Genomic DNA, 22,357 nt, shown 5'->3' on the forward strand with positions numbered 1-22,357 from the left:
GGAGGCGGACATGGCCATGAACGCCGAGAACCCCACCGGCCACGCCATCATCGAGCGCTCCACCACGCTGCTCTTCGTGCTGACCCTGCTCGTCGTGCTGATCGGCGGGCTGGTGGAGATCGTGCCGCTGTTCAAGCTGGAGACGACCGTGCAGCCCGTCCCCGGCATGCGGCCCTATTCGCCGCTCGAACAGATCGGCCGCAATGTCTACACCCGCGAGGGCTGCTACACCTGCCACAGCCAGCAGATCCGCCCGTTCCGCGACGAGGTGGAGCGCTACGGCCATTACTCGGTCGCGGCCGAGAGCATGTACGATCACCCCTTCCTCTGGGGTTCCAAGCGCACCGGGCCGGACCTCGCGCGCGTCGGCTCGAAATATTCCAACGCCTGGCATCTCGCCCATATGGAGGACCCGCGCAGCGTGGTGCCGGTGTCGATCATGCCGGCTTATGGCTTCCTGAAAGACCGCGACATCGATGTGGAGGGCTTCGGCGCGCATATGCGGGCGTTGCGCGCGGTCGGCGTGCCCTACACGCCGGAGATGATCGCCAGCGCCGCCGCCGATATCCGCGCCCAGGCGAGCGGGGAGGAGACGGAAGGCCTGCTCGCCCGCTACCCCAAGGCCCGGCTCGGCGATTTCGACGGCCAGCCCGGCCGCATCACCGAGATGGACGCGCTGATCGCCTATCTGCAGGTGCTCGGCACGCTGGCGGAATTCCCCGCCGGCAGCGCGGCGGGGAGCGGCCAGCCATGAGCGAGGCCCTCATCGTCTTCGCGCTGAAATACTGGCTGGTCGCCGCCTTCGCGCTGTTCCTCGCTTTGCTCTGGCAGGTGTTCCGCCCCGGCGCCCGCGCCGCGATGGACCGCCACGCCCGCATTCCCTTCGCCGGCGGGGAGGACACAGATGGCCACGCCTGAACGCGATTCCCTCACCGGCTACCACACCACCGGCCATGAGTGGGACGGGATCAAGGAACTCAACACCCCCATTCCCACGTGGTGGGTGACGGTGTTCCTCGGCTCCTGCCTCGTCGCGCTGCTCTATATGTGGCTGTACCCCTCCTTCGCCACCACGACCGGCATCTTCAAGGGCCGGCTGGGCTGGACCAGCCACGGCCAGCTGGCGGAAGAAATGGCGGCGGGCCGCGCGGCGCAGGCGGAATGGCGGCGCCTGCTCACCGACACGCCGCTGGAACAGGTGGAGGCGAACGCCGATCTGCGCCGCTTCGCCATTGCCGGCGGGCGCGCCGCCTTCAACGAGAACTGCGCCCCCTGCCATGGCGTCGGTGCCGGCGGGCAGATCGGCCAGTTTCCGGCGCTGGTGGACGATGACTGGCTGTGGGGCGGCACGCTGCCCGACATTCACCAGACCGTGCGCTACGGCATCCGCTCCGGCCATGAGGAAACGCGCGACAGTATGATGCCGGCCTTTGGCGAGATGCTCACGCCGGCCGAGATCGACGCCATCGCTGACTACGTGCTAGCGCTAAGCGACTCCGGTGCCGAGGCGCGTCGCGCCGCGCTGCCAGGCGCCACCCTGTTCCAGCAGAACTGCGCCGCCTGCCATGGGCTCAAGGGCGAGGGCAATCGCGAGATGGGCGCCCCCCGGCTCAACGACGCGATCTGGCTCTATGGCGGCACCAAGGAGGCGATCCGCCACCAGATCGCCAATCCACGCATGGGCGTGATGCCGGCCTTTGCCGGCAAGCTGGACGCGGAAACGCTGCGCATGCTGGCGCTCTATGTCCATTCGCTGGGGGGAGGGGAACGCTGATGCCGGCCACCGCTCTACAGGGGCTCGCCCCCGCACGCGCCATTGTCCGCCCGGACATTCCCCACGCCGTGCACGGCCGCTTCCGCCGCATCAAGACCGCGCTCACCGTGGCGATGCTCGGCTTCTTCTTCCTCACGCCCTGGCTGCGCTGGGAGCGTGGCGAAGGCCTGCCGGGGCAGGCGGTGCTGTTCGATCTGCCGGGGCGGCGGCTTTTAGTGTTCGGCCTGGAGTTCTGGCCGCAGGACCTGCCGATCGCGGTGGGGATGATGGTGTTCGGCGCCATGGCGCTGTTCTTCGCCACCACCCTCGCCGGGCGGGTCTGGTGCGGCTTCGCCTGCCCGCAGACCGTGTGGTCGGACCTGTTCTTCGCCGTCGACCGGCTGATCGTCCGCCTCGTCGGCAAGGGGGCGGCGGAGCGGCGGCTGCGCACGATGGCGTGGATTCTGATCGCGCTTGCGACCGGCATCGGCTTCACCGCCTATTTCATCGACGCGCCCAGCTTGCCGGGACTGCTGCTGGCCGGGCAGGCGCCGGCCATCGCCTATGCTACGGTGCTGGTGCTCACCGGCACCACCTGGCTGCTCGCCGCCTATGCGCGCGAACGCGTGTGCCTGCACATGTGCCCCTGGCCGCGCTTCCAGGCGGCGCTGCTCGACCGGCAGAGCCTCGTCGTCACCTATCAGCACGGGCGAGGCGAGCCGCGCGGGCGCCGGCGCACGCCGCTGCGCCCCGATCTCGCCGGGCCGGCACAAGCGACGCCCGGCCTGATGGCGCTGGTGCGGGAGGCGACCGCTTTTTCGGCACCCGCCCTTTCCGCTTCCGCTGCCGTTTCCGCGCCCGTCGCCGGGCTGCGCGGCGACTGCATCGACTGCACGCGCTGCGTCACCGTCTGCCCCACCGGGGTCGACATCAGGCGCGGCCTGCAAATGGGCTGCATCGGCTGCGGGCTGTGCATCGACGCCTGCAACGAGGTGATGGCGAAGCTCGACCGGCCGGAAGGGCTGATCCGCTTCGATGGCGAGGCGGCCCCGGGGCTAGCCGCCCGCGCGGCCCTGCGCGTGGACTGGCTGCGGCCAAAGGCGCTGGCCTTCGGGCTCGCCGCGCTGCTGGCGCTCGGCTTTTCCGGCTATGGCATGGCGACGCTGCCGCCGGTGAGCGCCCATGCCGAGCCGCAGCGCAACCCGCCCTTCGTCCAGCTCTCGGATGGCAGCGTGCGCAATGATTACGCGCTGCGCCTCGTCCATCGCCGCGCCGGGCTGGCGGAAGTGACGCTGCGGGTCGAAGGGCTGGAGGGCGCGCAGCTGCGGCTCGGCACGCAGGACGGCGCCCCCGCGCCCTTGTTGCATATCGCCATCGGCCCCGACCGCAGCCTCGACGAGCGCCTGCTGGTGCAACTGCCGCGCGCCGCCGTGCCCTCCGGGCGCCACGCCATCGCAATCGTGCTGAGCGATGCCGATAGCGGCGCCGAACTCGCCCGGCTGCCGAGCTATTTCTGGGGGCCGGAGCGGTGAGCCGCCCCGACACCTCACCGAGCCCGCGGCGGGATCTGTGGATTCCGGCCGGCTTCGTGCTGTTCTTCATCGCGCTGGCGGGGCTGCAGCTCTGGTTCGTGCTGCTGGCCAATCGAAGCTTTTCCGGTCTCGTCACCGATCCGAAACCGGCCTCAGGCGTGCACGCGCCAGCGCATGCGCCGGACTGGACGGCGCGGCTCGCCTTCGTGCCGAACGAAGCCCTCGCCGGCACCCTCGCCGTGGAGATCGCCGCGGCGAATGGCGCGCCGCTGACGCCGGAGCGGCTGGTCGCCACCGCCGAACGTGCCACGCGCTTTCCCCAGCTCCTGCCCATCGCCTTGCACAAGGTCGCGCCCGGCCGCTTTGAGGCGCCGCTGCGCCTGCCGCTGGCCGGCGACTGGGCGATCCGCCTCACCCTGACGCAGGCCGGCGCGACCTCCGAGCGCATCGAGACGCTGGAGGTGGCGCCGTGAGCCTCGCCTATGCAGCCGGTGCCGCGCTTGAGGAGGCGTCCGGCCCCCGCTCCGTCCATGGCTTCGTCGAGAGCGAAGGCGAGCGCCGGCGGCTGCATTTGCTGGTCGACGGCGCCCATTGCGCCGCCTGTATCGGCACGATCGAGAGCCGGCTAAGGGCGGACCCCTATGTGACCGGCGCGCGGCTCAACCTCGCCTTGCGACGGCTCAGCGTCGAATGGCAGGGCGAGGCGCGGCATGCGGATGTTCTGGCGGGGGCGGTAGAGGCGCTGGGGTACAAGGTGGCGCCGTTCGATCCCACCCATCTCGCCCGGCTCGACGCCGATACGGGGCGCGAATGGCTGCGCGCTCTCGCCATCGCCGCCTTCGCCTCGTCGAATGTGATGATGCTCTCGCTCGCCGTCTGGGCCGGGCAGGTGCAGGACATGGCGCCGGGCACGCAGGCGCTGTTCCAGTGGCTCGCCGCCCTCGTCACCGTGCCGGCCGTGGCGGTCGCCGGGCGCCCGTTCTTCCGCTCGGCGCTGCGGGCGCTGCGGGCGGGGCACGGCAATATCGATGTTCCCATCGCGCTGAGCCTCCTACTCACCGTCCTCATCAGCCTCATCGAGCTCGCCCGCCAGGGCCGCGATGTCTATTTCGACAGCGCCACCGCGCTGCTCTTCGTGTTGCTCCTCGGCCGCACCCTTGATTTCCACGTCCGCGCCCGTTCCCGTGGCGCGGTGGAGCGGCTGCTGATGCTGAAAGCCGAGGGCGCTGCGGTGTGCGCGGACGACGGCACGGTCGAGGTGCTGCCGGCCTCCGCGATCCGGCCCGGCATGGTGGTGCTGGTGCGGCCCGGCGAGCGGCTGCCGGTGGACGGCATTGTGCTGGACGGGGCGACCGAACTCGATGTCGGCATCGTCACCGGCGAGAGCCAGCCGCAGCCGGTGGCGCCGGGCGCGCTGGTGCTCGCCGGCAGCGTCGCCCTCACCGCGCCGCTGCGCATCCGCGCCAGCGCCGCTGTCGCGGACAGCCATCTCGCCGATATCGTCCGGCTGGTCGAGCGGGCGGAGCGCACGCGCGGCCTGGCCGTGGCGCTGGCCGACCGCGTGGCGCGCATCTGGACGCCGGTGATCCATGGCGTCGCGCTGGCGACGCTTGCCGGCTGGTGGCTGTTCACCGATGCCGGCGTCGCCACCGCGCTGCTGCACGCGGTCAGCGTGCTCATCATCGCCTGCCCCTGCGCCATCGGCCTTGCCGTGCCGGCGGTGCAGGTGGTGGCGACCGGGGCCCTGCTGAAGCGCGGCATCCTGCTGCGCGCGGGGGATGCGCTGGAGCGGCTCGCCCGCATCGACCATGTCGTCTTCGACAAGACCGGCACGCTGACATCAGGCGCGCCCACCGTCACAAGCTGGCCGGACGACGCGGAGGCGATCCGCCTCGCCGCCGGGCTGGCGGCGGCAAGCCGGCATCCCCTGGCGCGGGCGCTGCACGCGTGCCATCCGCAGGCAATTCCGCTCGCCGGCGTGGAGGAGATTGCCGGCGAGGGGCTGCGGGCGCCGTTTGACGGTGGCGAGATTCGTCTCGGCCGTGCCGCCTTTTGCGACCTCGCCCCTTCGGACGCGGTGACGAGCGAGGTCTGGCTTTACCGCCCCTTCCATCCACCGGCGCGCTTCCTCGTCGAGGATGCCCCCCGCCCGCAGGCGGCGCGGGTGGTGGCGGCCTTCGCCGCCGCCGGCATGCCGACCACCCTGCTCTCCGGCGACCGCCCCGGCCCGGTCGCCCGCCTCGCCGAGGCGGTCGGCATCGGCGACTGGCAGGCCGATCTGCGCCCCGGCGACAAGCTGGCGCGGCTGGAGGCGTTGCGGGCACAGGGACGCCGCGTGCTGATGGCCGGCGACGGGCTGAACGACGCCCCGGCGCTGGCCGGCGCCTTCGTCTCCGCCAGCTTCGCCCATGGCGCCCCCGCCAGCCAGAGCGCCGCCGATCTGGTGCTGCCCGCGGGCGATCTCGCGGCGCTGCCGGTGGCCTGGCGGGCGGCGCGACGGGCCCGGCGCCTCATCGTTCAGAACCTGGTCCTCGCCGCGCTCTACAACATGGCGCTGATCCCCGTCGCGGTGCTCGGGCTGGTGACGCCGCTTGGTGCCGCCATCGCCATGGCGGCGTCCTCCCTCACCGTCACGCTCAACGCGCTGCGGGCCGGCGCGCCCGCCGGGGAGGGTGGCTGATGGACGTGCTGCTGTTTCTCGTCCCCATCGCCCTCGCGCTCGGCACGCTGGGCCTTGCCGCGTTCTTCTGGACGCTGCGCGCCGGCCAGTATGACGATCTCGACGGCGCCGCCGCCCGTGTCCTGCTCGACGATGATCCCCCGGAGGCCGCTCCATGACCCGTCCCGTTCCGCCTGCGTCTTTGCGTGACGCCGCCCCGCTCCGTCCGGCGCCGATGCCGCGTGCCGTGCCGTTTCTGCTCAACATGGCGCTCGCCGCCGCGCTGGGTGGATTCCTCGCTGGCGCGGTCGGGGCACTGGCCGGGGCGGGGGTGCTGCTGGCGCTGCTGGCGGCCTTCGCGCTGGGGCCGACGCTGGCGCGGCATGTGGTGCCGCTCTCGGCACGGCTCGCCCGCGCCGCCGCGCCTCTGGGGGCGGTGCTGCGTCCGCTGCTCGGCCTCGCGCTGCTGCCGCCCGCCGCGCTGGTGACGATCGGCGCCAGCCTGCTGCTGCTGGCGTGGCAGCGCACGCTGGGCCGGCTCGATCTGCCGGAACTATCGGTCGTCGCGGCGCTGCAGCGGCGTGTCGGCGCCTTTCTGGACCTGCTGGGCGGGCTGCTGGCGGCGGACAATCTGCCGATGACGGCCGTCAATGCCCTGCTGCTTCTCGTGCTCGGCTGCGTCCTCGGCGGCATTCAGGTGGCGTTCTATGTCGCGCTCGCCGCCGTGCCGGTGCTGATCTGCGCGCTGATGATGCTGGCGGTGGAATCGAGCCGCGAACCGGAGGACGGGCCCGCCGCAGTGCCGGTGCCCGTTTCCATCCCATCCGTTGCCGCCCCTGTCCTCGCGGCGGTTTCTCCCAAAAGGGAAGCCATCGGCGCGGAAACCCGGCCGGCCGGCGCACTCGCCACGGAACCCGTCACGGCGGGGGCGGCAGCGCACTGAGGCGGCGATGGTCGATCTCAGCTTTCTCGGCGGCCTGCTGCTGGGCTTCGCTTCCAGCCTGCACTGTGCCGGCATGTGCGGGGGCATCGCCTCCGGCCTGCTGCTCGCCTTCGAGCCGGCGCGCGGTGCGGGTGCCCGCGCCCGCGTGCTGCTGGTCGCGCAGGCCGGCCGCATCGCCGCCTATGTCGCGGCCGGCGGGTTTCTCGGCGTGGTCGGCTCGGCCTTCTACGGTGCCTTCGACCACGGCGCCGCCCATCTCGTGTTGCGCTGGGCGGCATCGGTGGCGCTGGGCTGGATCGGCCTGTCGCTGCTCGGCCTCGCCCCGCCGCTGACGGTGGTGGACAGGCTCGCCGGCCCGCTCGCCCGGTGGCTCCGGGGAGCGCCGGGGGCTGGCGCGGTTGGCGCGGCGCGTCCCTTCCTCTCCGGGCTCGCCTGGGGGCTGCTGCCCTGCGGCATGGTCTATGGCGCGCTGTTCTATGCCATGCTCGCCGGCAGCGGCGGGGGCGGGGCGCTGGTCATGGCCGGCTTCGGGCTGGGCACGCTGCCAGCCGTCACCGCCACCGCCTTCGGTGTCGCCAGCCTGCGCCAGGGCGCGCGGGCGCCGCGCCTGCGGGCGCTGGCCGGCACCGGCCTTCTCATCCTCGCCACAGTCAGCGCGCTGCTGCCGGAGGCGGCGTGGCAGGCGCTGTGCCTGAGCTGACCGCCGGCCATAGGACGTCTTGTCCACTGTCGGCGCCATCGCCGGGTGCTAGAGTGCGATCCGATCAGATTGAACCAATCTGATCGGTAAAGCGCCCTCTAACTCTAAGATAGAGGATGCGTTGTCCGATCAGCTTGCGATGCAAGCTGATCGGCGCGTGCTCTAGACTTCGCTCCGCGCGCCGGGCCTGTGCCGTCGCGCCTTCCTGCTCTCGCATGGGCCGCCATGGCACAGCCGACCTTCCGCCTTGACCGCCTGATCGCCGGCCTGCCCGCGCGGTCCTCGGTCACGCGCGGCGGCGGCATCGCGCTGCGGCTGCTGTGCGCGCTGGCGCTGATGCTGGCGCTCGCCCTGCACCGCCCGCCGGTGGCGAGCCCTTCCGGGCCGGGGATCGACCTCGCCCAGTACACGCTGCCCGATGGCACGGTGCCCGATCTCTGCCTCACCGGGACGGGCGAGGACGGCACGCCGCTCACCGCCCTGCACCGCCCCAGCTGCGAGGCCTGCCGCCTCCACGCCATCGCCGCCCTGCCGGGGCCGGCGGAGGATCGGTTCGTCCGCGCTTTCTACCGGCGGCTGGTGCAGGCGATCGTGCCGGATGCCCGCCGCGTGACGCCGGCGCCGCTCTATCGCCTCTCCTCGCGCGGGCCGCCGGCGCCCGGCCATGCCGCCCTGTTCGCGGCAGGCGGGCGCCTGCCAGTGCTGTAACGCTGCCGGAACGGCCCGCCTGACGGGCTTCCGGCGCCTTGCCGGATTGCCTCCATGTATATGAGCCCCCTTCCCGCCGAGTCCCGGCCTCTCGGCCCATTGCCGATCGATGCGTCGCCCCTCAGCCCCCTTCCCGCGGCAGAGTCAGCGTCTTTCGGCTTCGAGGCGCGTCGGCCATTGCCTGCCGGCCTTTTTGACCGCAGCCCCGCGCTTACCCCCAGCCCCGTGCTTTGCTGGGCGACGGGTCTCACCGTCCGCCTTCCGGCCCCGGCGGCGGAGGCGGCCCCGCTCTACCGGGTCGGCAAGGGCTGCCTGGCGCTGATGCGCCGGCTCGATGCCGAGCGGCGGCAGATTCTCGACATTCTCGGTCCCGGCCGTCTCCTCGATGCGGCGGTGCTCGCCCGGCTGGAGGGGACGGCGGTGACGCTGGCGCCGACGGAACTGGAGCCGGTGGACGTGCCGCCCGAGTTCTGCCGCCGCCTGCGGGCGGAAAACCAGGAACTGCTGCCGGTGCGGGCGCTGGGCCATGTCACGCGGCTCGGCCGGCAGAGCGCCGGCGAGCGCGTGGCGGCGGCGCTGCTGGACCTTTCATCGCAGTTCGCGCAAGCCGGCGTGGTGTGCGGGCCGGGAGTCGGCTTTCCCCTGCATCTCGGACGGGGCGACCTTGCCGACTGGCTCGGCCTGACGCTGGAGACGGTGAGCCGCTGCATGAGCCGCCTGCGCGAAGAGGGGCTGATCAGCTTCGGCCGGGAAGGGGGGCTGGTGCTGGAAGACCCCGCCGCGCTCGCCCGCGTCGCGGTCGGCACGCGCAAGGTGGAAGCGCTCTATGCCACCAAGGGGCGCTTGGCGGACGCCCGCCGGCCAGGCCGACGGGCCGCGCGGCCGGAAGCTTCCGCCAATGTCGCGGCTTGCGCACCCTGAGCGCGCGCTGTTCTATGCGCGGGTCGATGCACCCATCGATTCCTCATGGTGTCCGCGAGGCGAACCCTCGCGGATGAAACGGGAACGGGGAAGGGCGTTGCGCCGCAAGGTGCCGCGCCCGAAGCCCCGACCGCCCCCGCGACTGTGAGCGGCGAGCGGCCTTCCATCGAGCCACTGGAACGCGCCTTCGGGCGTGTCCGGGAAGGCGGAAGGCATGCCGTGACCCGCGAGTCAGGAGACCGGCCAGGAGGAGGAACCCCATGCGCGCCGTCGGGTGAGACGGCACAGGAGAACATCATGCATATCGAACCCGGCCTCGTGGCCGAAGGAAAGATCTGGCTCAGCTATGTAACGGCGGCCGGCGCGGGCGCCTATACGCTGAAGCTCGCCGCCGAGGCGGTGGCCGAGCGCGGCCTCGTCTCGCTCGCCATCCGCAGCCTCGCCACCACGGCGCTCGTCTTCTGCTTCTTCGAAGTGCTGCCGCACCATCCGGTGGGCGTTTCCGAGGTGCATCTCATCCTCGGCTCGACGCTGTTCCTCATCTTCGGCGTGGCGCCCGCGGCGATCGGGCTGGCGGCGGGGCTGGCCATACAGGGCATCTTCTTCGCGCCGTTCGACCTGCCGCAATACGGCATGAACGTCACCACGCTGCTGGTCCCACTGTTCGCGCTGGCCTCACTGTCCACCCGACTGGTCGCCCCGAACACGCCCTATGTGGAGCTTAAGTACCGGCAGGCGCTGGCGCTTTCCACCACCTACCAGGCCGGAATCGTGGTCTGGGTGGCGTTCTGGGCCTTCCACGGCCACGGTTTCACGGTGGAAAACGCGTCGTCGATCGTGTCCTTCGGCGCGGCCTATATGCTTGTTATCATTGTGGAACCTCTGGTCGATCTGGCCGTTCTCGCCGCCGCCAAGGCGCTCAGAGGCCTGCGCGGCACCCCGCTTTTCGAGCGCCGGCTCTACGACGCGGCGTAGCGCTCCGTGCCGGGCGGCAACGCGCCGCCCGGCATCGGTCCTTTCGGTCGTTAGATCGAAAAAACGGTGTGTGAGGAAGCACTTACCATGGAAGCGTCGCAACCCGGTTCCACCGAAGGCCCGCTCAGCGGCATACGTGTGATCGAGCTCGGCAATCTGATCGCCGCGCCCTTCGCCGCCCGGCTGATGGCCGAGTTCGGCGCCGAGGTGATCAAGGTCGAGGCGCCGGGCGAGGGCGATCCCTTGCGCAAGTGGCGCAAGCTGCATGAGGGCACCTCGCTGTGGTGGTACCTGCAGTCGCGCAACAAGAAATCCGTCGCCATCAATATGCGCCTGCCGGAGGGGCAGGAGGTGGTGCGCCGCCTCGTGCGCGAGGGGGATGTGCTGATCGAGAATTTCCGCCCGGGCACACTGGAGCGCTGGGGGCTCGGCTGGGACGCGCTGAAAACGATCAACCCGAACCTCGTCATGGTGCGCATCTCCGGCTTCGGCCAAGATGGTCCCTATCGCGAGCGGCCCGGTTTCGGCGCGGTGGGCGAGGCGATGGGCGGCATGCGCTTCACGACCGGTGAGCCCGACCGCCCGCCGGCCCGCACCGGCATCAGCATCGGCGACTCGCTCGCCGCGCTGCACGCGGTGATGGGGGCGCTGATGGCACTGCTCCACATCAGGTCGGGGCGCGGCACGGGGCAGGTCGTGGACGTGTCTCTGTTCGAGAGTGTCTTCAACATGATGGAGAGCCTGGTCCCGGAATTCGACGCGTTCGATTTCGTGCGCACCCGCTCGGGCGGCGCGCTGCCGGGCATCGCCCCCTCGAACTCCTATCCCACCGCCGAGGGCACCTATGTCATCGTCGCCGGTAATGGCGATGGCATCTTCCGCCGGCTGATGGGCGCGATCGGCCGCGACGATCTCGCCATCGACCCGCGCCTCGCCTCCAATGACGGGCGCGTGCGCCATGTCGAGGAGATCGACGGCGCGATCGCTTCCTGGACCAGCCGGCACTCGCTCGACGAGGTGACCGCCGCGCTGGACCGCGCCGAAGTGCCGAACGGGCGCATCTATTCGGTCGCCGAGATTGTGAGCGACCCGCAATATCTCGCCCGCGACATGATCCTGCCTTCCACCTTGCCGGACGGGCTGAAGGTGAAGATGCCCGGCATCGTGCCGAAGCTCTCGGCCACGCCGGGGGCAGTGAACTGGCTCGGGCCGCAACTCGGCGAGCACACCGTGCCGGTGCTGGCGGCGCTGGGTTATGGCGAGGCGGAGATCGAGGCGCTGGTCGCGAGCGGGGCCGTGGCGGCGGCGGAGCTTGCTGGGGGAGAGCCGGCATGACCGGCTCGAGCTTTCCGCCGCGCGTCCACATTCAGGAAGTGGTGACTCGCGACGGGTTGCAGATCGAACCGCGCTTCCTGCCCACCGAGGATAAGGTGGCTCTGATCGACGCGCTGTCCCAGACCGGCGTCGCCAAGATCGAGGTGACATCCTTCGTCTCGCCCAAGGCCGTGCCGAACCTTGCCGATGCGGCCGAGGTCGCGCGCGCCATCACCCGCAGGCCCGATGTGACCTATGTCGCGCTGGTGCCCAATCTGCGTGGTGCGGCGGCGGCGCTGGAGGCGGGGATGGACGAACTGAACCTCGTGCTTTCGGTGAGCGAAACGCACAACCTCGCCAATATGCGCATGACGCCGGCGCAGTCGCTGGAAGGCTTCCACGCCATCGTCGCGGCGGCGGCCGGCACCAAGGCGACGCTCAACGGCTCCATCGCCACCGCCTTCGGCTGCCCGTTCGAGGGCCGGCAGTCCGCTGAGAAGGTGCTCGATCTCTCGGAAGCGCTGCTCGCGGCGGGCCTGCATTCGGTGACGCTGGCCGACACCACGGGCATGGCAAATCCCCGCCAAGTCGGCGCGCTGGTCTCCGCCTTCCGCGCGCGCTTCCCCGGTGTGCCGCTGACGCTGCATTTCCACAACACCCGCGGCATGGGCCTCGCCAATGTGCTCGCCGCGCTGGAGGCGGGCGCGGACCGTTTCGATGCCTCGCTTGGCGGCATCGGCGGCTGTCCCTTCGCCCCTGGCGCGACGGGCAATATCTCGACCGAAGACCTCGCCCATATGCTGGGCGAGATGGGCGTGGCAACGGAAGTCGACCTCGCCGGCCTGCTGGCGCTGGCGCGAAGCCTGCCGGCGCTGCTGGGCCACGACATTCCCGGCCAGGTCGCCAAGGCGGGCCGCAGTAGTGACCTTCATCCCGTGCCGGCGCATCTTGGCGCGGCGCAGTAGGAGAGCCCGCCATGATAGGCACGACCCCCATTGATGGCCCACGCGGAAGAGCCGCGCCCGGTTTCAGATGATTCCGGCGGCGCGCAGCGCCTGCCGCTCGGCCGCCGACAGTCCGAGCCGTGTTTCCAACACCTCGTCGGTGTGTTGGCCGAGCAAGGGCGGGGCGGTGGCGCTGTCCATCGGCGAGTCCGCCAGCCGCAGCGGGCTGCGCACCCCTGATGCGGTGCCCCCGAGCGGATGGGGCAGGTTCATCGCGAACCCCCGCGCCAGCGCCTGCGGTTCGGCGAAGGCCTGAGCGATGGTGTTGATCGGTCCGGCGGGAATGCCGGCGGTGTCCAGCATGGCGAGCCATTCGGCCGTGGTCTGCCGCTTCAGCGCCGCCGCGATTAGCGGCACGAGCGTCTCGCGATGCGCCACACGCTCGCGATTGGTGGCATAGCGTGCATCTTCCGCCAATGAAGCGAGGTCGGCGAGGCGGCAGAAGCGGGCGAACTGTGCGTCGTTGCCGACGGCGAGGATGAGGTGGCCATCGGCCGTCTCGAACGCCTGATAGGGCACGATGTTCGGGTGGGCATTGCCCAGCCGGCGCGGCGCGCTGCCGCCGACAAGGAAGTTCAGCGCCTGGTTGGCGAGGCTCGCCACCGCGACATCGAACAACGCGATGTCAATCCTCTGCCCGCGCCCGGTGCGATGGCGCTGCTCCAGCGCGGCGAGGATGGCGATGGTTGCGTTCAGGCCGGTGAGGATGTCGACCAGGGCGACGCCGACCTTTTGCGGCTCGGTTTCCGGGCTGCCGGTCACCGACATGAGGCCGGACATGCCCTGGATCATGAAGTCGTAGCCGGCCCGTCCCGCCTCCGGCCCGTCCTGCCCGAAACCGGTGATGGAGCAGTAGATGAGGCGCGGGTTCAGCGCGGCGAGGCTGTCATAGTCGAGCCCGTAGCGCTTCAGGCCGCCGACCTTGAAGTTCTCGACCACCACGTCGCTCTCGCGTGTCAGAGCGTGGATCAGCGCCTGACCTTCGGGCCGCGCCATGTCGATGGTCACCGAGCGCTTGCTGCGGTTGGCGGCGAGAAAATAGGCGCTTTCCCGTGTCGGGTTGCCTTCGCCGTCCGACAGCCAGGGCGGCCCCCAGCCGCGGGTGTCGTCGCCCTCGCCCGGCTTTTCGATCTTGATCACCTCGGCGCCGAGGTCACCCAGGGCTTGCGTGGCCCATGGGCCGGCGAGGACGCGGGACAGATCGAGCACGCGGATGCCGGAGAGGGCCTGAGCGGGTGGCGAAGGGGCGGCGGCATCGGTCATGCGAGCATCCTCGGGCTAGGCGCGGGGCGCGCACGATAGCCGCGCCGCCTTTGTTGCGCCATTGGCCTGCGGGTTCCCGGACATTGTGGCGGCAGGGCTACGCAGGCTCTATCGCCACCCGGCGGGCGGCGCTTTTCCTTGACAGCAGAGGGCTCGCTTTGTAAGGAGCCGGCCTGCGTGGTGGGATGCTGTGTCCCCTGCGTTTCTTCAACCGACCGAAAGAAGCCGGTCCAGGCGGTAACGCCGGAGGCCGGCATCGAACGAAAGGACAAAACATGTTCGCGGTCATCAAGACGGGTGGCAAGCAGTATCGCGTCGCCCCCGATGCCCTCGTCACCGTCGGCAAGATCGAAGCCGAGGCTGGCGCCTCCGTGACCCTGCCGGTGCTCATGCTCGGCGGCGACAGCCCGAAGGTCGGCGCTCCCCTCGTGGACGGCGCTTCCGTGACCCTTGAGGTTGTCAAGCACACTCGCGGCGCGAAGGTCATTGCCTTCAAGAAGCGTCGCCGTCAGAATTCGCGTCGCAAGATCGGCCACCGGCAGGACTTCACCGTCGTCCGCGTGACCTCGATTACCGGCGCCTGAGACCGCCAGCTAGGAAATAGGAGAGCAACATGGCTCATAAGAAGGCAGGCGGTTCCTCCCGCAACGGTCGCGACTCGGCCGGTCGCCGTCTTGGCGTGAAGAAGTTCGGCAGCGAGAAGGTCGTGGCCGGCAACATCATCGTGCGTCAGCGCGGCACCACCTGGCATCCCGGCACCAATGTCGGCATGGGCAAAGACCATACCCTCTTTGCGCTGATTGATGGCCGAGTCGAGTTCCGAGCCAAAGCTAATTCCCGCACTTACGTATCCGTCATTCCGGCCGCCGAGGCCGCCGAATAAAGCCGGTGAGGGTTCTTGGAAATCCCGCCGGTCTCGCCCGACCGGAAGGATTTCCCGAACGTCCGTGACGGACACCCGGGGTACCCGACAGGGGAGGCGAGGAAACCGCCTCCCCTTCGTCGTTCCGGTCCCAGGAGCCCTCAGATGACCATTGTCGAAGCGACCCTCGGGTCACCCCTCGTCGAGAGCAGTACCGCCGTCCTCGAAACCGGCCGCCTCCTGCTGCGCGTGCCCCGGATCGAGGACATGACGTGGATTGCCGAGCTCGCCGACAACCGAAAGGTGGCGGAGATGACGGCGAATATCCCCCATCCCTATGGCATGGCGGACGCGGCCTCCTTCGTCGCCAATCTGCCGGGTGGGCCGGAAGCGGCGACCTTCGCCATCTTCCTGAAGAACGAAGCGGCGCTGCGCCTTCCGGGGCAGCCGGCCTTCGGGCCGGCCATTCCGGTCGGCATGTGTGGCTTCAACCGCCGCGACGAGGACGTGCCGGAAATCGGCTACTGGCTCGGCGAACCCTATTGGGACCACGGGATCGCCACCGAGGCCGTGCGGGCGCTGATCGACCATGCCTTCGGCGACCGCCGGCTGACCGCGCTCACCGCCTCCGCCCGGGTCGTCAATCCGGCCTCGCGCGGCGTGCTGGAGAAGTGCGGCTTTCAGTGGACCGGCGTCGGCCTCGCGCGGGTGCGGGCGATCGGCGCCTCGGTGCCGGTCGATCGCTTCCGGCTGGAGCGGCGGCTGTGGACCTCGCTGCGCGCCTGGGGCGCCACCCAGCCGGCGCGGCTGCACGAGCTCGATGCCGTTCGGCATTGAGCCGGCCTTTTGTTAGTCTTGGAGGACTCCCGCCCCGTGGGCGTCCGCAACGTTGAGCCGTACCGATGAAGTTTCTTGACCAGGCCAAGATCTATGTCCGCGCCGGCGATGGTGGCGCGGGCTGCCTCTCGTTCCGGCGCGAGAAGTTCATCGAGTTCGGCGGCCCCGACGGCGGCGATGGGGGGAGGGGGGGGGATGTTTGGATCGAGTGTGTCGATGGGCTCAACACGCTCATCGACTATCGCTACCAACAGCACTTTAAAGCCAAAAAAGGCGGCTACGGCATGGGAAAGAACCGCGCCGGGGCCAAAGGCGACGATGTTGTGCTAAAAGTGCCGGCGGGCACCGAGGTTCTTGAGGAGGACGGTGAGACCGTTCTGGCCGATCTGACCGAGGTCGGCCAGCGCATTCGCTTCCTGAAAGGCGGCAATGGCGGCTTCGGCAACGCGCATTTCCAGACCTCGACCAACCAGGCCCCGCGCCGCGCCAATCCCGGCCAGGAGGGCGAGGAGCGCTGGATCATCCTGCGCCTCAAGCTGATCGCCGATGCCGGCCTCGTCGGCCTGCCCAATGCCGGCAAGTCCACTTTCCTCGCCGCCACCACCGCCGCCAAGCCCAAGGTGGCGGACTATCCCTTCACCACGCTCCACCCCGGCCTTGGTGTCGTGAAGGTGGACGGGCGCGAATTCGTCCTCGCCGACATTCCCGGCCTGATCGAGGGCGCGCATGAGGGCGTCGGCCTCGGCGACCGCTTTCTCGCCCATATCGAGCGCTGCCGCGTGCTGCTGCACCTCGTCGACGGCACCAGCGAGCATGCCGGCAAGGCCTACAAGACCGTGCGCGCCGAGCTCGACGCCTATGGCGCCGGCCTGGAGGACAAGCCGGAGATCGTCGCCCTCACCAAGATCGATTCGCTCGACGCCGAGACGCTGAAGGCGCAGATGGAGCGGCTGAAGCGCGCGGCGAAGAAGAAGCCGCTCGCGCTGTCCGCCGCCACCGGCGAGGGCGTGCGCGAGGCGCTGCGCGCGCTGCTCGGCATCATCGACGAGGGCCGCGCGGAAGAGGCCGACAAGGTGGTGCCGGAGCCCTGGCGGCCGTGACGCCACTCCCTCTCGCCTCGGGGAGAGAGTTGCGGTGAGGGGGCCGCGCGCCGGCCTTAGGCGCGCCGGTCCTGTGCGGCCTTCCCCTCACCCGCCGCTGCACGGCGACCTCTCCCCCCACGGGGAGAGGTGAAGCCACAATTCCCGCGCGCCGGCGGCGGAAACGGCGTATGTAGCGCGCCGATCCCTGTTCCAGCCGAAGCCCGTCCCATGAACCAGCCGACCGACGCCGACACCGCCGCCGACCTCGCCGCCGACACCGCCGTCTCGCTGCCGGAGGCCGCCCCGGCGGTGCCGCAGCTTTCCGCCTTCCGCCGCATCGTGGTGAAGGTCGGTTCGGCGCTGCTGGTCGATCAGGCGCGCGGCGCCTTGCGCCATGCCTGGCTGGCGGCGCTGGCGGAAGATGTGGCGCAACTGCACCGCGAGGGGCGGGAGGTGCTGGTGGTCTCGTCCGGCGCCATCGCGCTGGGGCGCAATGTGCTGGGCCTGCCGCGCCGGGCGCTGAAGCTGGAGGAAAGCCAGGCCGCCGCCGCCGTGGGGCAGATCGCGCTGGCGCGCGCCTGGTCGGAAGCCCTCGCGCATGAGGGCGTCGCCGCCGGGCAGATCCTCATCACGCTCGGCGACACGGAAGAGCGCCGGCGCTATCTCAACGCCCGCTCGACCATAGCCAAGCTCATGGAGCTGAAGGTCGTCCCCGTCATCAACGAGAACGACACGGTGGCGACCTCGGAAATCCGCTATGGCGACAATGACCGGCTCGCCGCCCGCGTCGCCGGCATGACCAGCGCCGACCTGCTCATTCTGCTGTCCGACATTGACGGGCTCTACACCGCCCCGCCGAATGAGGACCCGGAGGCCCGCCTCATCCCCGTGGTGCCGCGCATCACTGCCGAGATCGAGGCCATGGCCGGCGGCGCCGGCACGGAGCTGTCGCGCGGCGGCATGAAGACCAAGATCGAGGCCGGGAAGATCGCCACCACGGCGGGCGCGCATATGGTCATCGCCTCCGGCAAGGTGAAGAACCCGATCCGCGCCATCGAGACCGGGGCGCGCTGCACCTGGTTCCTCGCCCCGGCCAATCCGGTGGCCTCGCGCAAGCGCTGGATCGCCGGCGCGCTGGAACCGCGCGGCGTGCTGCATCTCGACGCCGGCGCCGTGGCGGCGCTGCGCCGGGGCTCCTCGCTGCTGCCGGCGGGGGTGAAGCGCATCGAGGGCGAGTTTACCCGCGGCGACGCGGTGGTGCTGCGCGGGCCGGACGGGGCGGAAGTCGGGCGCGGGCTGGTGGCCTATGACCACGACCACGCCGAACGCCTCAAGGGCCGCTCATCGGACGAAATCGCCACCATCACCGGTTTCGAGGGCCGCACCGCTATGGTGCACCGGGATGATTTGGTGCTGGGTGGGGGTGGGTGAAGGGGCTTTGTCCCGGGATATCGTTCCTGGTATTAGGTGCTCCATTGCCTGATCTAAATTTTGGGATAGATCAAACATCCCCGACATAAAATCATCAGAATCCTTACTAAGGATCCACTCAACCCACGTGTTTTTACAATCAGATTTTACGTGATTTTCGGCGACTATGTTCCATTCATTTTCGTTGATTAGGTCCGAGAATGTCTTATTTTCATTGAGTATTCTATCGAGCAAATCGCCCTTGATTATATCTTTCCTCTGGCGTGGCTCTAGCCAACCCTGTTCGCGAGCATGTCGCCACCAAGCCAACGGATAGAACTCCTCCAAGCATGCGGGGATTTTTAGGCCGATCTTTGTGGATTCAATTAACTGTTTTGGTGTATTGAGCTTGAATATCTTAACAAGTTTATTGTCTATTCTTGCTGAAATAACTGATTCAGCGGCCATTTTTCCTGATATATCTCGATCGACAATGCCACATGCAGGTAGTCTATCGACAATTGGGCGACCGCGCTGTACAAGTCCCCACGCAATCAGTCGATCAGCCACATAGTTAGCTCCAGCTCCAGACGGAGGAGGCGGTTCAATATTGATTAGGCTTATGGCGTTTGGGTATTTTATATCTATTATTCTCTTGATAATTTTGTGATCTGTAATTCCTTCTAGAAAAAGAGTCGGCTTGTTTTGTGAAGATAGAAGTAATTCGATTTCGTTTTTGCTATTCTTTAGAGATCGGATTTCATCCTGCGCGCCCCGGATATGCTTTGAAATTATTGGCATTACGCCCATGCGCTCATCAAGAGCCGTTAAGCCCTCAATTTCATGCTCGGCGTCTGTTTCACCATCCGATAGGCGGCGTATATATGATGCTGAACACAGGCTTGGATTTGAGTCCTGCATATTGAAAAATACAGGTGAATGAGTTGTCAAAAGTATTTGTGCAAGTCCGGATTGGGATATCTGACGAAAATGATCTGCGAGTTCTTGAGCGCGCCGAAACTCAAGGTTGTTTTCCGGTTCTTCATAAGCCCAAATGAATGTGTAAGGTGATCCTCCTCGCACTTGCAAGGACTGTTTTTTGTCAGCAATAAACTTCAATATTAATGGAATGTAACGACCTTTGATTCCGTCCCCTCGACTGTCTAATGATATGGAGGCGTCGCCGCTCAGGAAATCTAATCGTTCGAAAATTGAACTCAAATCGTTCGGTAGTCGTAGTTTTGTGTTGTCGGAAAGCTCTGCTAACACGTCGGCTATAAGAGGGGCAACATTTTCAGCAATAGCTGTCTCAAAATCAGTGCTTTTCGCTCGAAATCCTTCTTCGGCGACTTGTGAAATTACTCCGTATATGCGGCCGCGTAGCTGTCTAAAAAATTCTGCGCTACGTATAGCAGGAACGTACTCAAACTCTATGCGATTCAATAATGAATGCAAATTTGATTTAGGAGGAATGATAACATCTTCGTAGAATTCTTTACCTCTCGATGATTTTTTCTTACGCATTCCGATATAATCACGAGCATCCGTCAATCCGGATTCTCTCCAAACCTTTGTCCATCGTATCAATTCACCGTTTGTATTCTTATAAGAATCAGGTATTTCCAATATAATTTCTACTTTAATTTCACGAGCTCTCTTATTGCCTTTAACAAATTTATTAAAGTCGTGATCAAAATCTAATCGTTGTCCTGGATTTGTTTCGTTATTAAAAAACAAATTAAGGGCTCGGAGTATATTTGATTTGCCAGAATCATTATCTCCGACTAGAATAGTCATGTCTTTTGCTGAAATCTCGAGCTTTCGAACAGATCGGAAATTCTGAATGCTAATTTTGCGAAGCTTTGGCATGGCTCGAATCGCGTTTATGTCACATGCGATAATTGTGGTGGTATTCTCATTGGAATCGCAAGTGTTTGCTTGTGGCGCCTGACCTCCCCCCATCGTGACCACCCTTACGCTTCGCCCGCCCTATCTTCTCAGGCATGCACCGTCGTTCCCTGCTTGCCGCTCCGCTGCTTCTGCTCGCCCCGCGCCTTGGCCTCGCCCAAGGTGCGCCCGCGCCTGACACCACGCCGCCCGCGCTGAGCGCTGTGCTCGACCGCGCTGGCGATCTCGAACCGCTGCGCACGGTGCTTGTCGCCAAGGCCGGCGAAACGCTCGCCGCGCGTGGTTACAGCGGCGGGCGGGTGGACCGGCCGACCAACATCAAATCGGCCTCGAAAAGCATTCTCACTATCTTGGCCGGCATCGCCATCGATAAAGGCGTGCTGGAAGGGCCGGAGCAGAAGATCGTCCTGCTGCTGAAGGCCGATCTGCCCGCCGACCCCGACCCGCGCCTTAATGAGATCACGCTCGGCAATTTGCTCTCCATGCAGGCGGGGCTGGAGCGCACCTCCGGCGCCTATTACGGCGCGTGGATCGCCAGCCCCAACTGGGTGCGCGCAGCGCTGGCGCGGCCTTTTGTCGATGAGCCGGGCGGGCAGATGCTCTATTCCACGGGCTCCTCGCACCTCGTCTCGGCGCTTTTGACGCGGGCCAGCGGGCGCTCGACGCTGGCCCTCGCGCGCGACTGGCTCGGCCCCATCGAGGGCTTCGCCATCGCCGATTGGGAGCGCGACCCTCAAGGGGTGTATTTCGGCGGCAACCAGATGGCGATGCGCCCGACGGCGCTGCTCGCCTTCGCCGAGTGCTGCCGCAACGGCGGGCGCAACCGGGCCGGCGAACAGGTGATCCCGGAGGACTGGATCGCCCAGTGCTGGCAGGCGCGCACGGCCTCGCGCTTCACCGGCGATGCCTATGGCTATGGCTGGTTCACGCGCGAGATCGACGGGGCGCGCGCGCATTATGGCTGGGGCTATGGCGGACAGATGCTCTATGTGGTGCCCGAACGCGGCGTCTCGCTTGTCATGACCTCCACCACGGATGCGCCCTCCGGCCGCACCGGCCACCGCGACGATGTGCATGCGCTCGCCGGGGACCTTCTCGCCGCGCTGGGGTGAGAGGGCGGGCGGCGCCCGTTTTGCGTGCAGGGAGGTATTATCGCCTGCTGAAAAGCGCGGCAGGGGCGCAGGTGCGTCGGGAATCGACAAGGGCGCGGTCGGATTTGTGCAACGCGGCAACGAGCGCGCGGCTCTGGCATAGTTCCTGCTCCCGATCCCCCGGTCCATCGCCATCCCGAGGGGAACGCCGTGACGAAGAAGACAGAGCCGACCAATTCGTCCATCGAGACGCTGCTCGCCGCCCGCAGCTTCACCCGCCGCGTGCTGTTCAAGGGCGCGCTCGCCGCCGGCACCATGGCCGCCGCCGGGCCCTATCTGGTGCGCGACGCCTTCTCCTCCTCCGGCGAGCTGAGCCTGCTCAACTGGGACGACGAACTGCCGGCGCCGGTGATCCCGAATTTCGAGAAGAAGACCGGCATCAAGGTGAAGACCACCCCGTTCTCGCAGAACGAGGAGCAGATCAACAAGCTGCAGGCCACCGACGGCGAAGGCTTCGACCTCTGCGCGCCCACGCGCGACCGCGCCCCGCAGTTCAAGGAGCTGGGCGTGCTGGCGCCCTACGACACCTCCAAGCTCTCCCTCGACAACCTGCTGCCCTCCATGCTGGAAGCCTCGACCAGCGTGTGGACCTGGGACGGCAAGCTCTACCATGTGCCGCATTGCTGGGGCTCGGAAGCGATTTCCTGGCGCACCGACCTCGCCACCCTGACCTATGACAAGCTGAGCTACGGCACGCTGTGGAGCCCGGAATTCAAGGGCAAGATGCAGGGCCGCCCGCACTCGCTGCTGCTCGGCATCGGCCTGTGGTGGGACAAGACCGGCAAGCTGCCGTCGAACCGCATGCTCGACGCCTTCAAGGACGAGGCGACGATGAAGAAGATCTACGATCCCATCCTCGCCTTCGCCATCGAGAACAAGGCGCAGGTCAAGCAGTTCTGGGATTCGGCCGACAACACCAAGTCGGGCTTCATGGAAAACGGCTGCGTCATCGGCCAGACCTGGGACGGCCCGCCGCTGTCGCTGAAGAAGCAGGGCAAGCCGGTCACCTATATGGCGCCGCAGGAAGGTGCCATCACCTGGGTGGACGGCTGGTCGCTGACCAAGGGCGCCAAGAACATCGCCCAGGCCTATGAGTTCCTGAACTACATCCACACGCCGGAAGCCTCCGCCGCCGTCGCCGACGGTTCGGGCTACAACCCTGTCGTGAAGGGCGCCGACAAGTTCCTCTCCGAGGTCGCCAAGAAGAACTTCGCCGAGGCCTATCCCGGCAACGCGCTGGAGAACCTGTGGAGCCGCCCGCCGGAGCCGTCCTGGTACGCCGAACTGCGCACCCAGTACGCCGAGAAGTTCAAGGCGGCGTGAGCCCTACCCACT

The 22,357-nt window shown here is 67.7% G+C and carries 23 protein-coding genes and 1 riboswitch; of the genes, 21 read left to right on the top strand and 2 right to left on the bottom strand.

Annotation, left to right across the window (positions count from 1 at the left end):
• Nucleotides 1-10: 10 nt before the first annotated feature.
• The 14 genes from ccoO (at nt 11) to ACO07Z_RS13600 (ending at nt 12,470) form a co-directional block, all read left to right on the top strand.
• A complete protein-coding gene (ccoO, locus tag ACO07Z_RS13535) occupies nt 11-754 on the top strand; it encodes a cytochrome-c oxidase, cbb3-type subunit II (RefSeq protein WP_421699185.1) in 744 nt (247 codons plus the stop codon).
• A complete protein-coding gene (locus ACO07Z_RS13540; RefSeq protein WP_421699186.1) occupies nt 751-918 on the top strand; it encodes a CcoQ/FixQ family Cbb3-type cytochrome c oxidase assembly chaperone in 168 nt (55 codons plus the stop codon). The genes ccoO and ACO07Z_RS13540 overlap by 4 nt, the downstream gene beginning before the upstream one ends.
• Nucleotides 905-1,774 carry a cytochrome-c oxidase, cbb3-type subunit III gene (gene ccoP, locus ACO07Z_RS13545; protein WP_421699187.1) on the top strand — a complete coding sequence of 290 codons (870 nt, stop codon included), beginning with the start codon at nt 905-907 and terminating at the stop codon, nt 1,772-1,774. Before ACO07Z_RS13540 ends, ccoP begins: the two co-directional genes overlap by 14 nt.
• Nucleotides 1,774-3,285 (top strand): 4Fe-4S dicluster domain-containing protein, encoded by a 1,512-nt coding sequence (locus ACO07Z_RS13550; protein WP_421699188.1) that lies wholly within the window; start codon nt 1,774-1,776, stop codon nt 3,283-3,285. The genes ccoP and ACO07Z_RS13550 overlap by 1 nt, the downstream gene beginning before the upstream one ends.
• Nucleotides 3,282-3,758 carry a FixH family protein gene (locus tag ACO07Z_RS13555; protein WP_421699189.1) on the top strand — a complete coding sequence of 159 codons (477 nt, stop codon included), beginning with the start codon at nt 3,282-3,284 and terminating at the stop codon, nt 3,756-3,758. Before ACO07Z_RS13550 ends, ACO07Z_RS13555 begins: the two co-directional genes overlap by 4 nt.
• Entirely contained in the window at nt 3,755-5,965 is a 2,211-nt protein-coding gene (locus ACO07Z_RS13560; RefSeq protein ID WP_421699190.1) for a heavy metal translocating P-type ATPase, read from the top strand. Before ACO07Z_RS13555 ends, ACO07Z_RS13560 begins: the two co-directional genes overlap by 4 nt.
• Complete coding sequence (gene ccoS, locus ACO07Z_RS13565; RefSeq protein ID WP_421699191.1) at nt 5,965-6,123, top strand: cbb3-type cytochrome oxidase assembly protein CcoS; 159 nt, start codon at nt 5,965-5,967, stop codon at nt 6,121-6,123. Before ACO07Z_RS13560 ends, ccoS begins: the two co-directional genes overlap by 1 nt.
• Complete coding sequence (locus ACO07Z_RS13570) at nt 6,120-6,887, top strand: hypothetical protein (RefSeq protein ID WP_421699192.1); 768 nt, start codon at nt 6,120-6,122, stop codon at nt 6,885-6,887. Before ccoS ends, ACO07Z_RS13570 begins: the two co-directional genes overlap by 4 nt.
• Nucleotides 6,888-6,894: 7 nt before the next feature.
• A complete protein-coding gene (locus ACO07Z_RS13575) occupies nt 6,895-7,587 on the top strand; it encodes a sulfite exporter TauE/SafE family protein (RefSeq protein WP_421699193.1) in 693 nt (230 codons plus the stop codon).
• Nucleotides 7,588-7,812: 225 nt separating this feature from the next.
• Complete coding sequence (locus ACO07Z_RS13580) at nt 7,813-8,295, top strand: hypothetical protein (RefSeq protein ID WP_421699194.1); 483 nt, start codon at nt 7,813-7,815, stop codon at nt 8,293-8,295.
• 177 nt (nt 8,296-8,472) lie between these two features.
• A complete protein-coding gene (locus tag ACO07Z_RS13585) occupies nt 8,473-9,216 on the top strand; it encodes a Crp/Fnr family transcriptional regulator (protein WP_421699195.1) in 744 nt (247 codons plus the stop codon).
• Nucleotides 9,217-9,245: 29 nt separating this feature from the next.
• A riboswitch (cobalamin riboswitch) is annotated at nt 9,246-9,478 on the top strand.
• 35 nt (nt 9,479-9,513) lie between these two features.
• Nucleotides 9,514-10,191: an energy-coupling factor ABC transporter permease gene (locus ACO07Z_RS13590; protein ID WP_421699196.1), complete on the top strand. Its 678-nt coding sequence runs from the start codon at nt 9,514-9,516 to the stop codon at nt 10,189-10,191.
• Between the two features lie 87 nt (nt 10,192-10,278).
• Nucleotides 10,279-11,526: a CaiB/BaiF CoA transferase family protein gene (locus ACO07Z_RS13595; protein WP_421699197.1), complete on the top strand. Its 1,248-nt coding sequence runs from the start codon at nt 10,279-10,281 to the stop codon at nt 11,524-11,526.
• Entirely contained in the window at nt 11,523-12,470 is a 948-nt protein-coding gene (locus ACO07Z_RS13600; RefSeq protein WP_421699198.1) for a hydroxymethylglutaryl-CoA lyase, read from the top strand. The genes ACO07Z_RS13595 and ACO07Z_RS13600 overlap by 4 nt, the downstream gene beginning before the upstream one ends.
• A gap of 63 nt (nt 12,471-12,533) precedes the next feature.
• Here the strand turns inward: ACO07Z_RS13600 and ACO07Z_RS13605 are convergent, their stop codons facing one another.
• A complete protein-coding gene (locus ACO07Z_RS13605; protein WP_421699199.1) occupies nt 12,534-13,772 on the bottom strand; it encodes a CaiB/BaiF CoA transferase family protein in 1,239 nt (412 codons plus the stop codon).
• A gap of 275 nt (nt 13,773-14,047) precedes the next feature.
• Here ACO07Z_RS13605 and rplU point away from each other — a divergent pair, with 275 nt between their 5' ends.
• The 5 genes from rplU (at nt 14,048) to proB (ending at nt 17,984) form a co-directional block, all read left to right on the top strand.
• Complete coding sequence (gene rplU / locus ACO07Z_RS13610) at nt 14,048-14,356, top strand: 50S ribosomal protein L21 (protein WP_307022695.1); 309 nt, start codon at nt 14,048-14,050, stop codon at nt 14,354-14,356.
• A gap of 29 nt (nt 14,357-14,385) precedes the next feature.
• Complete coding sequence (gene rpmA, locus ACO07Z_RS13615) at nt 14,386-14,655, top strand: 50S ribosomal protein L27 (RefSeq protein WP_244450154.1); 270 nt, start codon at nt 14,386-14,388, stop codon at nt 14,653-14,655.
• A 144-nt stretch (nt 14,656-14,799) separates the two neighbouring features.
• Nucleotides 14,800-15,471 (top strand): GNAT family N-acetyltransferase, encoded by a 672-nt coding sequence (locus tag ACO07Z_RS13620; RefSeq protein ID WP_421699200.1) that lies wholly within the window; start codon nt 14,800-14,802, stop codon nt 15,469-15,471.
• A gap of 65 nt (nt 15,472-15,536) precedes the next feature.
• Entirely contained in the window at nt 15,537-16,571 is a 1,035-nt protein-coding gene (obgE, locus tag ACO07Z_RS13625) for a GTPase ObgE (protein WP_421699201.1), read from the top strand.
• Nucleotides 16,572-16,781: 210 nt separating this feature from the next.
• Nucleotides 16,782-17,984, top strand: coding sequence for a glutamate 5-kinase (proB, locus tag ACO07Z_RS13630; protein ID WP_421699202.1), 1,203 nt, complete (start codon nt 16,782-16,784; stop codon nt 17,982-17,984).
• Here the strand turns inward: proB and ACO07Z_RS13635 are convergent.
• Nucleotides 17,895-19,925, bottom strand: a complete 2,031-nt coding sequence (locus ACO07Z_RS13635) for an ATP-dependent nuclease (RefSeq protein WP_421700816.1) — start codon at nt 19,923-19,925, stop codon at nt 17,895-17,897. The two genes, proB and ACO07Z_RS13635, sit on opposite strands and share 90 nt — an antisense overlap.
• Before the next feature lie 41 nt (nt 19,926-19,966).
• Here ACO07Z_RS13635 and ACO07Z_RS13640 point away from each other — a divergent pair, with 41 nt between their 5' ends.
• Nucleotides 19,967-20,983 (top strand): serine hydrolase domain-containing protein, encoded by a 1,017-nt coding sequence (locus ACO07Z_RS13640; RefSeq protein ID WP_421699203.1) that lies wholly within the window; start codon nt 19,967-19,969, stop codon nt 20,981-20,983.
• A 189-nt stretch (nt 20,984-21,172) separates the two neighbouring features.
• On the top strand, nt 21,173-22,345 hold the full coding sequence (locus ACO07Z_RS13645) for an extracellular solute-binding protein (RefSeq protein ID WP_421699204.1): 1,173 nt from the start codon (nt 21,173-21,175) through the stop codon (nt 22,343-22,345).
• Nucleotides 22,346-22,357: the final 12 nt, after the last annotated feature.

The organism is Ancylobacter sp., from assembly GCF_965229075.1.
Taxonomy (GTDB): Bacteria; Pseudomonadota; Alphaproteobacteria; order Rhizobiales; family Xanthobacteraceae; genus Ancylobacter.